The sequence below is a fragment of the Lyngbya aestuarii BL J genome (genome assembly GCF_000478195.2).
In the GTDB taxonomy this organism is placed as follows: domain Bacteria; phylum Cyanobacteriota; class Cyanobacteriia; order Cyanobacteriales; family Microcoleaceae; genus Capilliphycus; species Capilliphycus aestuarii.
Genome location: NZ_AUZM01000052.1, coordinates 1 through 13,937, shown reverse-complemented (window position 1 = coordinate 13,937; position 13,937 = coordinate 1). Strand labels below are relative to the sequence as shown.

At 43.3% G+C, this 13,937-nt stretch carries 12 protein-coding genes; 10 read left to right on the top strand and 2 right to left on the bottom strand.

The features are described from left to right. Positions 1-198: 198 nt before the first annotated feature. From eno to M595_RS19385, 3 genes are all read left to right on the top strand, one after another. Positions 199-1,497 carry a phosphopyruvate hydratase gene (gene eno, locus M595_RS19395; protein ID WP_023068116.1) on the top strand — a complete coding sequence of 433 codons (1,299 nt, stop codon included), beginning with the start codon at positions 199-201 and terminating at the stop codon, positions 1,495-1,497. 242 nt (positions 1,498-1,739) lie between these two features. Further along, positions 1,740-1,964 (top strand): hypothetical protein, encoded by a 225-nt coding sequence (locus tag M595_RS19390; protein ID WP_023068104.1) that lies wholly within the window; start codon positions 1,740-1,742, stop codon positions 1,962-1,964. Positions 1,965-2,011: 47 nt separating this feature from the next. Then, complete coding sequence (locus M595_RS19385) at positions 2,012-2,308, top strand: hypothetical protein (protein ID WP_023068129.1); 297 nt, start codon at positions 2,012-2,014, stop codon at positions 2,306-2,308. A 75-nt stretch (positions 2,309-2,383) separates the two neighbouring features. On the opposite strand, the gene M595_RS19380 is transcribed toward M595_RS19385, so the two are convergent. Beyond that, complete coding sequence (locus M595_RS19380) at positions 2,384-5,920, bottom strand: HEAT repeat domain-containing protein (protein WP_023068115.1); 3,537 nt, start codon at positions 5,918-5,920, stop codon at positions 2,384-2,386. 78 nt (positions 5,921-5,998) lie between these two features. Between M595_RS19380 and M595_RS19370 the strand changes: the two genes are divergently transcribed. From M595_RS19370 to M595_RS19345, 7 genes are all read left to right on the top strand, one after another. Further along, complete coding sequence (locus M595_RS19370) at positions 5,999-6,625, top strand: hypothetical protein (protein ID WP_023068124.1); 627 nt, start codon at positions 5,999-6,001, stop codon at positions 6,623-6,625. A 99-nt stretch (positions 6,626-6,724) separates the two neighbouring features. Further along, a complete protein-coding gene (locus M595_RS19365) occupies positions 6,725-6,979 on the top strand; it encodes a hypothetical protein (protein WP_238987110.1) in 255 nt (84 codons plus the stop codon). A gap of 175 nt (positions 6,980-7,154) precedes the next feature. Then, the gene (locus M595_RS19360; RefSeq protein WP_023068110.1) at positions 7,155-8,216 is read left to right on the top strand and encodes a glucokinase; all 1,062 of its coding nucleotides are present in this window, start codon (positions 7,155-7,157) and stop codon (positions 8,214-8,216) included. A gap of 97 nt (positions 8,217-8,313) precedes the next feature. Beyond that, positions 8,314-8,454, top strand: a complete 141-nt coding sequence (locus M595_RS31590; RefSeq protein ID WP_023068137.1) for a hypothetical protein — start codon at positions 8,314-8,316, stop codon at positions 8,452-8,454. A 388-nt stretch (positions 8,455-8,842) separates the two neighbouring features. Further along, entirely contained in the window at positions 8,843-10,018 is a 1,176-nt protein-coding gene (locus M595_RS19355) for a transaldolase (RefSeq protein WP_023068130.1), read from the top strand. A gap of 224 nt (positions 10,019-10,242) precedes the next feature. Beyond that, complete coding sequence (locus M595_RS19350) at positions 10,243-12,801, top strand: glycogen/starch/alpha-glucan phosphorylase (protein WP_023068120.1); 2,559 nt, start codon at positions 10,243-10,245, stop codon at positions 12,799-12,801. A 114-nt stretch (positions 12,802-12,915) separates the two neighbouring features. Further along, entirely contained in the window at positions 12,916-13,290 is a 375-nt protein-coding gene (locus M595_RS19345; protein ID WP_338041661.1) for a cyclic nucleotide-binding domain-containing protein, read from the top strand. Between the two features lie 196 nt (positions 13,291-13,486). Here M595_RS19345 and M595_RS19340 read toward each other — a convergent pair. Next, a partial coding sequence (locus tag M595_RS19340) for a hypothetical protein (protein WP_023068121.1) occupies positions 13,487-13,937 on the bottom strand: 451 nt, incomplete at its 5' end.

The window sequence follows — 13,937 nt, the reverse complement described above, 5'->3', positions numbered from 1 at the left end:
CCACCTCTCCACTTCCCCACCTCCCCACCTCCCCACCTCCCAACTCCTGACTTCTGTTGTTTCCAGCCTCATTATTGGGGTTGGAAACCTTAAAATTGCCTTGATGAACCGGAGTATTGAGAGTTGGCTGCCCTAAAATAAAGCTTCTGACCTGAAAAATTGCACGTTCTCAGTTGACATAGAGGAAACAATACAATTATGGATACCACCATTCAAACCGTTCACGGTCGAGAAATTTTAGACTCTCGCGGAAACCCGACTGTAGAAGTTGATGTTACCCTGGCTGATGGCAGCAAAGGCCGAGCAGGTGTACCGTCTGGGGCTTCGACAGGCATTCGAGAAGCGATTGAATTGCGTGATGGTGACAAACAACGTTATGGCGGTAAAGGGGTTCTCAAGGCGGTTGAGAATGTTAATACCACTATCGCCGACGCCCTCAAAGGCATGGATGGAGCCGATCAAGCTGCTATTGATAATAAAATGCTCGAACTCGATGGTACCGAGAATAAATCCACACTGGGCGCCAATGCGATTTTAGGGGTCTCAATGGCCGTTGCACGGGCGGCAGCGATCGCGAAAGGACAACCCCTTTATCAATATTTGGGCGGCGCAGATGCTCACCTATTACCCGCTCCTTGCTTCAATATTATTAACGGGGGCGCTCATGCTGATAACAGCGTAGACTTTCAAGAATATATGATCGTCCCGGTTGGTGCGCCGACTTTCCGCGAATCTTTACGCATGGGGGCGGAAGTTTATCACGCACTCAAGTCAATTCTCAAGCAAAAAGGCTATAACAGCAACGTTGGAGATGAAGGCGGTTTTGCCCCAAATTTAAAAGCGAATATCGAAGCGATTGAAGTCATTTTAGCAGGGATTGAAAAAGCAGGACTCAAACCTGGCGATGATGTAGCGATCGCTCTCGATCCGGCAACCAGTGAATTGTATCAAGATGATGGTAGTTATTTATTCTACAAATCGGATAATAGCAAGAAAAGTTCCACCGAAATGATCGAAATCTGGGAAAGTTGGATGAATCAATTTCCGATTGTTTCCATTGAAGATGGTTTGGGTGAACAAGACTGGGAAGGTTGGCAACAAATGACGACAAAACTCGGCAGTCGGGTACAGCTTGTCGGTGATGATGCCTTTGTTACGAACCCCGCGATTATTAAAAAAGCGATCGCCGATGGTGTGGGAAATAGTACCCTGGTGAAAGTGAATCAAATTGGTTCTGTTACCGAAACTTTAGCCGCAATTAGTGACTCTCGCGCTGCGGGTTATACCTTTATGGTCAGTCATCGTTCTGGGGAAACACCGGATGATTTTATCGCTGATTTATCAGTTGCTACGGCTTCAGGACAAATCAAAACAGGCGCTCCTTGTCGCGGTGAACGTTTAGCAAAATATAACCAACTGCTTCGCATCGAAGAAGAACTCGGAAGCAAAGCTAAATATGCTGGAAAAACAGCTTTTTCTCGTCCGGTAACTGCCTAATTTTTCAGGATTTTTCTAAGGCTTAAAGTTGTAGGATGGGCAATGCTCATCCTCTATTTTTAAGGAGAATTCCTCTGAGGTTGAGAAACCTAGTTTCTCTGAAAATCTCTGCCAACCAACCAAACCTATTTCAGAAACCCAGTTTCTTAGCTTTTTGAAAGTGATGAGTTCCGGGGTGGGATGTTCGCAGTTCGTCAGCAAGAGGTTGTGGTAACATAAAAAAATGATTTCAAGGTCGTTTTATGTCAAATCCCGAATTATTGGCGCAACTGCGACAGTTATCTCGTTCTGAAAAGTTCCAAATCATACAGTTTTTAACGGCTGAATTGGCGAAAGAAGAAGGAATTAGCATCGGTAATGAAGCCGCAGAAATTATTGGTGCAGTGCATACATCTCATGGTGCAGCCGAACAACTCATGCAGTTACTAGAAACCGAACAGAAGCATCCTCAAAATGTTGAACGCTAGGCGATATCCTTTTCAGACTAAACGAGATGAGTCTGGTATTTTAGCCAATGTTCCGTATCTGCCTTTCACCCTCAGTTATCAAAATCGTTCCCTTTTGGGAAGATCAGCAATTTTCTGTAAATTTAGCGGGTAATTTAGCAAGCGCTGAAGCAAAAGGATTATTGGTTTTAGCCACAGTAGGAGAGTTTAATCCAGTGCAGTTAGCTTTTGCTTGGACGAGGCTCAATAATATTCCAATTCTTTTAGGACGAACTAACTTTTTTTCTGAGTTTGATGTTTGTTTCTATGGGTCACAATTAGCGTTTGAAGTCTGTCCTAAGTCAAGGGAGAGTGGAGATGATTAAGTTAAGAGTCAGAAACTGAGTTTATTCATTGAATCTTGGGTCAGACGCAAAGGTTATCACACTAAACCCAGTTGCTTAAATCTCCTCTAACCAAGTTATGATCGCCGATAACAGGTTGGGTTGGTTGGGCGGAAAGCCTTTTAACGGGGTTTTTAGGGGTTCGTCGGTGAGGAAGGCGATCGCGATGGTGTTGGTCAGTTTGTGGCAAAATGCGGTTAATTCTGGGGTGGGGTGTTCGCAGTTGGTCAGGAGAAGGGCTTGGGGTTGATTGAGTTTGAGTTGAAGTTGGTTGAGGTGGCGGCGGAGTTGGGCGGCGTTGGAAACTTCGGGATACTGTTGGTTGGGAAGGGCTTGTTTCCAAATTAATTCGCAGAGGGTTTGAGCGATTTCGCCCGTGTCGGTTTCGGTTTCTAATATCTCGGCATCGAGGCAATAAATCGGCCGATTTTGCAGTTGAATACAAAGGTCTGTAACTAGATTTTCTAAGCTTTTAACCGTTGCATTTTCGCCCACTGGGGTATTATCTTCTACTTCTGGATGAGTCATTTGAACAGGATGATGCCATGCTTGATAAAATTGGGGATAGGGTAGGTTTTCGGCACAGTTCCAGATGACTTTGTAGGTTTCATAGAATCGGTCAAAGTTGTTTTGGTAAATTTCATCGCTGAGGCAGTCTTTTAAGGCGGAGACGACACCTGCATATTGTTGGCTTGTGGCGAGGATTTTCCCTAAACTCACTACCGCCAACCACCTCCGGATAGATTCATTCTTAGTGGTGGCGATAACCTTGACTAACCCCGCGATCGCCACTGGGTTGCCTTGTCCAATTTCCCATAAACTCCCTGTCGCCTGCCCCCGGGTCCATTCATCCTCTGTAGTGGCGATAACATTGACCAACGCTGCGATCGCCTCGGGGTTGCCTTGTCCGATTTTCCCTAAACTCTCTATCGCCCGCCTCCGGGTCCATTCATCCTCTGTAGTGGCGATAACATTGACCAACCCCGCGATCGCTTCAGGATTTCCTGGATCGATTTCCCCTAAACTCTCTATCGCCCGCCTCCGGGTCCATTCATCCTCTGTAGTGGCGATAACATTGACCAACGCTGCGATCGCCTCGGGGTTGCCTTGTCCGATTTTCCCTAAACTCTCTATCGCCCGCCTCCGGGTCCATTCATCCTCTGTAGTGTCGATAACATTGACCAACCCCGCGATCGCCTCGGGGTTGCCTTGTCCGATTTTCCCTAAACTCTCTATCGCCCGCCTCCGGGTCCATTCATCCTCTGTAGTGTCGATAACATTGACCAACCCCGCGATCGCTTCAGGATTTCCTGGATCGATTTCCCCTAAACTCTCTATCGCCTGCCTCCGGGTAAAGTCAGACTCAGTAGTGGCGATAACATTGACCAACCCCGCGATCGCCTTGAGGTTGCCTTGTCCGATTTTCTCTAAACTCTCTACCGCCTCATTCCGGGTCCATTCATCCTCAGTATTGGCGATCACTTTGACCAACGCTGCGATCGCCTCTGGGTTGCCGGGGTCGATTTTCCATAAACACTCTGCCATCTCCCTCCGGGTATTTTCATCTGGACAATGTTCCAGAATGTTAATTAGTTCGGAAATAGCCATTTGTCGAATGGTTTCCGGTATTGTCTCCCTCGCCCCTTCTTCGATTGGGTTTAAAAAGGTTTGCCATTCCTGCTTTTCAATATTGAAATAACCAAATCCCCACTTTACCACCTGCCGAACAATCTCAGACGCCAGGGAACAAGCTTTAAATTCATTAATCGCAGCAGCAGCTAGAAAATAGGCTTGATATTCATAAAATCCTCTATCTACTTTCTCAAAATTCCACTCTCCACAGCCATCCTCAAACTCAACTAACTTCTGAATAAACTCCTCTTTTCGATCATCCCCAACATCCTCACGCCCCAACCACAACAAAATTACCTGCTTCCACTGCGACTCAAAAATGCGATATTTCTTTCCCTCAACTGGAAAATTAACATGATCTTTGGGTAAAAAATAATCCCAATTCTCCACCGTCAACGCCGCAAAATACTCCTCAAACGTCGGATGATAAAACGCATAAACCGGTTCATCGGGGTTTTCTGCGGCGACGCCCACCCGGTTCAACCATCCCAACTCCAACGCCAAATGGTGTAATTCTGTATCCGGTTCTCCCAACACCTGACAAACAAAACCATGAGTCAGACGAAAGCGAGATTTTTCCCCCTCTATCGCCCTTAACGCCAACTCTCCCAACCCTTGATTGAGTCGTTTTCGCTGTTGGGAAGTTGTCGGAAATTCATCCCGTTTCCAGATGTATAAATCTTCCACAAATCGCCCATACAATTCGGCTTGAGTTTCCGGTAAATTTCCCCGACGTCGTTGCCAAGTTCGACACAATAACGCTAACCGCAGGGGATTTTTAATTAAATCTCGAATTCGGCTTTGATTCGGTTCTTCCAGTTGTCGCTTCAATTCAACAGCCAAACTCTCCCCATTCTCCCCATTCTCTCCATTCTCCCCCCTTAAAAAGGGGGGCTGGGGGGGATCAAACCAATTCTCAATAAATAAATGAACTTGTTCGGGATAACTAAATTCGAGAGTTCGATAGGTATCAAAGGCGTCTAAGGCGTTTTTCTCCCCATCCCAAACATTCAGCCGACAGGTGAGAATTACCTTCGCAGAAGCCAGCCAGCCGTTAATTTGAGAGGCGATATCCTTAAGAACGTTTTGCGATCGCCCCGACATTTCATCCGCCCCATCCAACAGCAACCAGACTTTTTTCTCCTCAAATAACTGTTTGAGTGCTTCCATATCTTCCGGGGTAACTTGTATTAACTCCAAAACCTCTTTTAGCCAATTGTTCAGCAAATAGTCCTCTAAAGTTTTCTCGCCCAAACTCGCCAAAGACACCCAAACCGGAATCAAATCAGTCCGATCTAACACCCACTGTTCAAGTTCTTGCAACAGCGTAGTTTTTCCCGCCCCCGGTTCTCCAATTACCGCCAACCGTTTCCCTTGACAGTTGCTTTTCCCCTGTTGAATCACCTCCTCAAAAAACCGTTTTTGGGCGTAAGTTTGGGTCACTTCATAGGTTTCTGGGGCGTACATTTGCGAACCTTTTTCTGGGAAAAGTTCATCGGTTCGCCGTTCCCGTTTCTTGCGTTCCACCAAACCCAAAGGAACATAAAGCTGTTCTCTGCTGTGGTTAATGCCATCTTTAAACGTTAGGGAATTGGTTGTAATTTTTTGGCGCTGTGTTGCTTGTTTTTGACAAATTTCGTGCCAGTTAATTGGTTTATTTTTTGAATTTTTATGACGCTTGACTTCACCCGTTACAATCTGCCATTCTTCTAGAGCGACAATATCTTCAGGTTTTAGTCCTAATACTTCAATTATTTTTATGACGCTCTCGGGTTGGACTGGTTTTTTTTTGGTAATAAAGTTGTTAACTGAAGCTTCACTAATACCCGCATTACCATATTTTTTATATGTCTCATCCGAAATTGTTTGATTTGTCAAGCCTTTTTCTTTCCGAGCATCCTTAAGTTTCTGGATACCTTCAGGAGTTGCTGCAATACTTCGAGGTTTGCGGGATGGGGTCATTTTCAGTCACTCTTACTCACCCTTATCCCCATGATATCCCTTTCTTAGCCAATTCTGCGCCCCCCTAGCCCCCCAATTTTGGGGGAAACTGGAGTTCAAAGTCCTCCATTACTCAAAGCCCCCAATGTTGGGGGTTTGGGGGCAGGGGATTTAGGGGGCTGTGCCTTTTCATCGGAGAGGGTAAGAAAGGGTAACTTTACAATCTTACCCAAACATCCTCCTGACAAATCCCTGAAACCTCTGCGATGCTTGGGTTGTCGAATTAAAAACCCAATCATGGAACAGATTAAAGATATCCTCGCCAACCTAACCTTCAACTCTCCCAGTAATGGAACGTTGCATCCGATGGTACAAAATGCGATCGCCAAGTCAAAAATACCCGTTAATACTTTGGGCTGTTCGGTTGTTTTTCATGTTCCGGCTTCTAAGTTTTCAGACGCCAAACCCCACATTCATCAACTGATTGAACCCTTTGGCGGTTTTAACGCTTCTTTATCTGATGGAAATTGGTTTGATGACCGAAATAATTGCTGGTGTCCCGAACCGATTATTTTAGTGAAATCTTACGCAACGTTGGATGTTTTACAGCAACATTTAACCGCCACTTTGCAGCAGTCTTATTTGATGGGAAAAGCTTTGGGCGAAAGTGCGATCGCAGTGGAAATTATCACCAATAACGTGATGTTGATGATTCCAACTGATTAATTAACTTCGCTGCCACTCTTCCAAACGTTTACGGGCGAATTTTTGTCCGATAAAGATACTCAAAAAATTAGTGAATTCTATACCCCAAAAGAGGTTATTATGATGGTATGCCCTTACAAAGAAATGAAAAATTTACAATCTCTACCCTGCGCCCGGGAAGAACGGGGAGATTGGATATATTGTAACTTTTGCGGTCAAAAAACTCGAAAAGAAATACTTCTCGATCCGATTGATCGGTTGATTAGTTTTTTGGTATTTATGTTGATTGTTGTATTGATGGCAAATTCTCTCGGATCAGGTACAAATTCCACCGAACCGATCAACACCAATTGGGATCGCGTGGATACCCTGTAAAATTCAGACATTCACCCTAGAAACTCGGTTTGCGATCGCAGTGTGGACGTCCGCCTCAGAAATCGGGTTTCTAAAACTCAACCCGGAGATACTAGACCAAAACCCCACATCTGCCTAGAATTCGGAGACAGTTTGATAAACTAACCGTGTTATAGAAAATAGGAGTATTTTAACCATGACCATTTTGCTAGCTGGAGACATTGGCGGCACCAAAACCATTCTCCGCCTTGTTAAAGCCGAACCCAGCGAGTCTCTAAAACCCTTGCCTTTACTCACAACCCTATACGAAGACAGTTACTCCTCTCAAGCCTATAGTGACCTCATTCCCATCGTTATCGAGTTTTTGGACAGTGCTGAAAAAAGCTTGGGCCAAAAATACAGTCCCGAAAAAGGCTGTTTTGGAATTGCCGGGCCAGTTGTTAATAATACCTGCAATCTTACCAATCTAAGCTGGTTTCTCGATGCCAATACCCTCGAACAAGAATTAAATCTCTCTAGAGTTAAACTAATTAATGATTTTGCTGCCATTGGTTATGGGGTTGTGGGTTTAACTGAAGACGACTTACACACCCTACAAGCAGGCGAACCCGATGCCACTGCACCGATTGGGGTGATTGGGGCGGGTACTGGACTTGGAGAAGGCTTTGTGATTCCCACCGTTAACGGTTATTCTGTGTTTTCAACCGAAGGCGGACACGTTGATTTTGCTCCCCGTTCTGAACTTGAATTTCAACTGTTAAGCTATGTGCGAGAACTCCAAAATATCACCCGAGTTTCAGCCGAACGGATTATTTCCGGGATGGGAATTGCTGCGATTTATCAGTTTCTGCGCGATCACAATTCTTCTTTAGAAACACCACAGATGACTGAAGTTTTTAAGAAATGGAAACAAGAAATCGGTCACACGGAAAAAACGATTGATCTGGGGGCTGAGGTGTCTAAAGCCGCTGCAATGGGAGAAGATTATCTCTGCGAACAAACGATGCAAATGTTTGTTGATGCCTATGGAACTGAAGCCGGAAATTTAGCGTTAAAACTATTGCCCTATGGCGGGCTTTATATTGCTGGAGGAATTGCCGCAAAAAATTTAGCACTGATGGAAAAAGGCATTTTTATGAAAGCTTTTACTTCCAAAGGTCGGATTAGTCCCCTCATGGAAAAAGTCCCCGTTTATATTGTTCTCAACCCTAAAGTGGGGTTAATTGGTGCGGCTTTATGTGCGGCTCAATTAACCTGATTTTTGACCTCTACAGCTTTTGAATAAGGCGGCTAATGGCTGCCTTTAACTTCAATTTTTTAAATGAAAAACAGCCAGATGTATCTGACCTAAATCTATGACTCCCCAACCCGAAAATCTTGTTCCGTCAAATCCTAACACAACCTTTGTAATTTTAATTGCAGGGGTTGCTGCTTTAGGGGGTTTTTTATTTGGCTTTGATACGGCGGTGATTAATGGTGCTGTTATTGCGCTATAAAACTTCTTTAATGCCACATCCTTAGAAATTGGGTTAAAGGATTATAACTTGAACAAATGTAAAATATTTCCAAAGAGTTGAGGGGGCAACTGGATCGGAGATAGACTGTTAATTGACTAGAGGTTTAGACTTCAATTACACAATTGTACGGAGTAAGCATCTATCGAGAGAAATAAATTTGAAACAGAACCTCTATAATTCTCGGATTTAAAGCGACAATAATTTCAGAGAGAGGAGCAATTGATACTGTAATGATGATCTATTTATGCTAACAAACAAGGTTAAACGTCTCAAATCTCAGAATCTAACGTTTTCTTAACCACATCTGTCAAGGGTTGATAGTATCATCAGATTGTGCTTTGAAAAATAGACTTCACAGGAGCGAAATATGGCGAAAACGTTGCTAGAGCAGTTACGTGAAGTGACCGTTGTTGTTGCAGATACAGGAGACATCAAAGCGATAGAACTCTTTAAGCCGCGAGATGCGACCACAAACCCATCTCTGATAACGGCTGCGGCTCAGATGAGTGAATATCAGGAAATTGTCGATGATACACTCAAAAAGGCACGTCAAGAGCTAGGTACAGAAGCTGCCCCGTCAGATGTAGCAACTCTGGCGTTTAAGCGACTGGCGGTAGCCTTCGGACTGAAGATTTTAGAAATTATTCCCGGACGAGTCTCAACCGAAGTCGATGCACGGTTATCCTACGATACAGATGCGACCATTGCTCAAGGCCGTGAACTGATTGCCCAATACGAAGCCGCCGGAATTTCCCGCGATCGCATTTTAATTAAAATCGCTTCAACTTGGGAAGGAATTAGAGCCGCAGAAGTTCTCGAAAAAGAGGGAATTCACTGCAATTTAACCCTCTTGTTTGGTCTTCATCAAGCGATCGCCTGTGCCGAAGGGGGAATAACGCTGATTTCTCCTTTTGTCGGTCGGATTTTAGACTGGTACAAAAAAGAAACCGGACGAGAATCCTATCCCGCAGCAGAAGACCCCGGTGTAGTGTCCGTGACGACGATTTATAACTACTACAAGAAGTTTGGTTATGAAACCGAAGTCATGGGTGCAAGTTTCCGGAGTCTGGGCGAAATTACAGAGTTAGCCGGATGTGATTTGCTGACCATTTCTCCCAAACTTTTAGAGGAGTTGAGTGCAACAAGTGCCGACCTTCCTCGCAAACTCGATCCGGAAAAAGTCGAGGACATGGAGATAGAAAAAATCTCGATAGACAAGGAAACCTTTGACCGGATGCACAGCGAAGATCGGATGGCAGCCGAAAAGTTAGAAGAAGGGATTAAAGGCTTTTCTAAAGCGTTAGAAGCCTTAGAACAACTGTTAGCCGAGCGACTGACTCGGATTGAAAATGAAAGCCCCGTTTCTCAGGCGGCGGCTGAACTTTTCCGCATCTACGATCTCGATGGCGATGGCTTTATTACCCGGGAAGAATGGGCGGGAACAGATGCCGTTTTTGATGCCCTCGATGAAAACAAAGACGGTCAAATCACACCCGCAGAAATGGCAGCAGGTTTGGGAGCAGCTTTTAGGTTAGCTTCTTAAAACCTTACTTAATTAGAGTAGCAATCCTGATGATTTCTTGAGGTCAGGAAATTCTGTTTTGATGATCAAACGCGATCGGTAATTTGTACACAGGAAGAATCTAAAGAGTTAGCAGTCTTTAAAATACCATTCCTGAAAGCAACCGATCGCTTTGTTTGTGTGTAGATATCCATTCAGGCTTTTAGACTAATTCTCTTAACCGCTAAAAACTGCCAAAACAAACCATGAACCAAAATCTACCCAACGGAAACCAAATTCAAATTGAAGATGATCGCACCGGAGTTGATGTTGAAACCCTCAAACGAGCATTTTCCGACAACCTCTTTTATATTCTGGGAAAATTTTCTGAAATTGCCACCAAAAATGATTTTTACATGGCGTTAGCTTATACAATTCGCGATCGCTTATTACGACGGTGGTTAAGCTCCCAACAAACCTATCTCAAACAAGATGTTAAAATCGTCTGTTATTTCTCCGCAGAATATCTCGTTGGCCCCCATTTAGGCAAAAATTTAATTAATTTAGACATTGTTGATCAAGTTCGTCAAGCTGTAGAAGAATGTGGATTAAATTTAGATGATTTAATCGAACAAGAAGAAGAACCAGGTTTAGGAAATGGCGGTTTAGGACGACTCGCCGCCTGTTATATGGATTCATTAGCCACTCTTGATATTCCTGCCATTGGTTATGGAATTCGCTATGAATTTGGCATTTTTGATCAGGAAATTTGCGAAGGTTGGCAAGTTGAAATCACCGATAAATGGTTGCGTTATGGTAATCCTTGGGAAATTCCTCGGACTGAAGCTACAGTAGAAATTGGATTAGGGGGTTATACAGAATATTATTATGATGAAAACAATCGTTATCGGGTGCGTTGGATTCCGGATCGCATTATCAAAGGGGTTCCCTACGATACTCCAATTTTAGGTTACAAAACCAATACCGCCAATACGCTGCGTCTCTGGAAAGCAGAAGCCCCAGAATCTTTTAATTTCCAAGCTTTTAATGTTGGAGATTACTACGGTGCTGTTAACCAAAAAACCTACTCCGAAAATATTACTAAAGTTCTCTATCCCAACGATGAACCGATGCAAGGAAAGCAACTGCGTTTAGAACAGCAGTTCTTTTTTGTCTCCTGTTCCTTACAAGATATGATTCGCATTCATCTACTCCAAGAAAATAGTTTAGACAACTTTGGAGAAAAATTTGCCGCTCAACTCAATGATACTCATCCTTCTGTTGGTGTCGCGGAATTAATGCGATTGTTGATCGATGTGCATGATTATGAATGGGAACCCGCTTGGGAAATTACTCAAAAAACCTTTGCTTATACTAACCATACTTTATTACCAGAAGCTCTAGAAAAATGGTCTTTGAGTTTATTTGGTTCTCTACTTCCTCGTCATTTAGAAATTATCTACGAAATTAATCGTCGATTCTTGGATGAGATTCGCACTCGCTATCCTAATGATCCCGGTAAATTATCTGACTTTTCTTTAATTGATGATCGGGGTGAAAAATACGTTCGCATGGCGCATTTAGCCTGTGTGGGTTCTCATGCGATTAATGGGGTTGCTCAATTACATACAGAGTTACTGCAAAAAAATATATTGCGAGGGTTTTATGAACTTTGGCCGCAGAAATTTAGTGCCAAAACCAATGGTATTACTCCCCGTCGCTGGATGATTTTATCGAATCCTGAATTAACCGAGTTAATTACTTCAAAAATTGGAGATCGTTGGATGACTCATTTGGATGAACTGCGAAAGTTAGAACCTTTTGCTGATCATCCTAGCTTCCGAGAAGCTTGGCGAAAGATGAAGCAACAGGTTAAAAGTCGGTTAGCTGATCGTATTGAAAAACGCTGTGGGATAACGGTTGATCCCAACAATTCAATGTTTGATATTCAGGTGAAGCGGATTCATGAATACAAACGTCAACATTTGAATGTTCTCCACATTATCACGCTTTATAACCGCATTAAGAACAATCCCAATCTCGATGTTGTTCCCCGCACATTTATTTTTGGGGGAAAAGCGGCACCGAGTTATTTCATGGCAAAGTTGATTATTAAACTGATTAATTCGGTTGGGGAAGTGGTTAATAATGATTCGGATGTCCGGGGACGTTTGAAAGTGGTGTTTATCCCCGACTATAATGTGACAAACTCTCAACCTGTTTATCCAGCGGCGGATTTATCCGAACAAATTTCAACTGCCGGGAAAGAAGCTTCGGGTACGGGAAATATGAAGTTTTCTCTTAACGGATCTTTAACCATTGGAACCCTTGATGGGGCGAATGTAGAAATTCGTCAAGAAGTTGGGGAAGATAACTTTTTCCTATTTGGTTTGAAAACGGATGAAGTCTCCCAAATGAAGTCTGAAGGCTATAATCCTTGGGAGTTTTACAGTTCTAATCCGGCGTTGCGAGAAGTTATTGATCAAATTTCATCTGGTTATTTTTCTCCCGAAGATTCCAACCTGTTCAAACCTCTGGTAGACTCACTGTTATATCACGATGAATATATGTTGCTGGCCGATTATCAGTCTTATATTGACTGTCAAGATCGGGTCAGTGAAGCTTATCGCGATTGGGACAATTGGACAAGGATGTCGATTCTCAATACTGCTCGTATGGGTAAGTTTTCCAGCGATCGCGCTATTCGAGAATATTGTCAAGATATTTGGAATGTCCAAGCGGTTCCCGTGAAACTAGAGGACTATATTCAAGCTAAAGCGAGTTTCAAAGTTGATCCCAATCAATTGTTGACAACTGGCTCTTAAGTGGGGTTTCAGCTTACAGTTGAAGGCAGATTCAAAGTTATTTTATGAGCGGCTTGACTGCCTTCTTCTGACAAGATTTAATCACAAAAATTACAAATTATTTAGGACTTTAAAATGATGCTAGAACCCTTACAAACGGTGATGATTTTCAAAAAGAACTGTGAACCTAATACAGTTTCAGCCGGAGAGGTGATCTTTAAACAAGGTGAACCCGGTCATTTAATGTACGGTATTATTGAAGGGGAAGTGCAGTTTATTATTGATGGAAAACAAGCCGAAACCCTTAAAGCGGGAGATGTGTTTGGAGAGGGGGCAATTGTTAATCCGGATCATACTCGACGTTCAACGGCTACGGCGAAAACGGATTGTGTCCTAGCAATTTTAGATAAAGAACGTTTTATGTTTGCAGTGCAACAAACTCCGATGTTTGCTTTAGAAGTGATGAGAAGTTATTCAGATCGGGTGAATGCTTTGAGACATTTGATTTAATTTTTTAATTGAAAACTGGAGTTTAGACGAATAAGAATTGAAAACTCAGTCGATTTCAAGGAACAACCCGTTTGAGGTCAGTGAATCTAAACTCCAGTCCTATCAGATTCAGAAAAATTTTTTTTGAATTAATCAACGGTTTTAGCGTCTCGAAATTTGCCGATTATCCGACAATAATTTAACGCCGATTCTAGCCCTATTGCACGGTAATTTTCCAAAGGGCGCGATTGTAGTAATTGGCATCCGCTCCTACGACTGTAGGACTTTCAAAACCGGATGATGCTTTCCAGCCTCCCTCGGCTCCTCGATCTCCTTTAATCGGTTCTCCATCTGAGAACAGATACCGCTTGGTTTCTTGATTTTCGATGATAAAATTATCACCACTTTTGTAGATAATCCACAGGGCACGATTGTAGTAATTGGCATCGGCTCCTACGACTGTAGGACTTTCAAAACCGGATGATGCTTTCCAGCCTCCCTCGGCTCCTCGATCTCCTTTAATGGGTTCTCCATCTGAGAACAAATACCGCTTGGTTTCTTGATTTTCGATGATAAAATTATCACCTTGTTGATGGATAATCCACAGGGCGCGATTGTAGTAATTGGCATCGGCTCCTACGATTTTAGGACTTTCAAAACCGGATGAT

Bases quoted from the DNA above. Each gene is read 5' to 3' on its own strand.
- eno (WP_023068116.1), top strand. From the start codon at position 199: ATGGATACCACCATTCAAACCGTTCACGGTCGAGAAATTTTAGACTCT.
- M595_RS19390 (WP_023068104.1), top strand. From the start codon at position 1,740: ATGTCAAATCCCGAATTATTGGCGCAACTGCGACAGTTATCTCGTTCT.
- M595_RS19385 (WP_023068129.1), top strand. From the start codon at position 2,012: ATGTTCCGTATCTGCCTTTCACCCTCAGTTATCAAAATCGTTCCCTTT.
- M595_RS19380 (WP_023068115.1), bottom strand. From the start codon at position 5,920: ATGACCCCATCCCGCAAACCTCGAAGTATTGCAGCAACTCCTGAAGGT.
- M595_RS19365 (WP_238987110.1), top strand. From the start codon at position 6,725: ATGATGGTATGCCCTTACAAAGAAATGAAAAATTTACAATCTCTACCC.
- M595_RS19360 (WP_023068110.1), top strand. From the start codon at position 7,155: ATGACCATTTTGCTAGCTGGAGACATTGGCGGCACCAAAACCATTCTC.
- M595_RS31590 (WP_023068137.1), top strand. From the start codon at position 8,314: ATGACTCCCCAACCCGAAAATCTTGTTCCGTCAAATCCTAACACAACC.
- M595_RS19355 (WP_023068130.1), top strand. From the start codon at position 8,843: ATGGCGAAAACGTTGCTAGAGCAGTTACGTGAAGTGACCGTTGTTGTT.
- M595_RS19350 (WP_023068120.1), top strand. From the start codon at position 10,243: ATGAACCAAAATCTACCCAACGGAAACCAAATTCAAATTGAAGATGAT.
- M595_RS19345 (WP_338041661.1), top strand. From the start codon at position 12,916: ATGATGCTAGAACCCTTACAAACGGTGATGATTTTCAAAAAGAACTGT.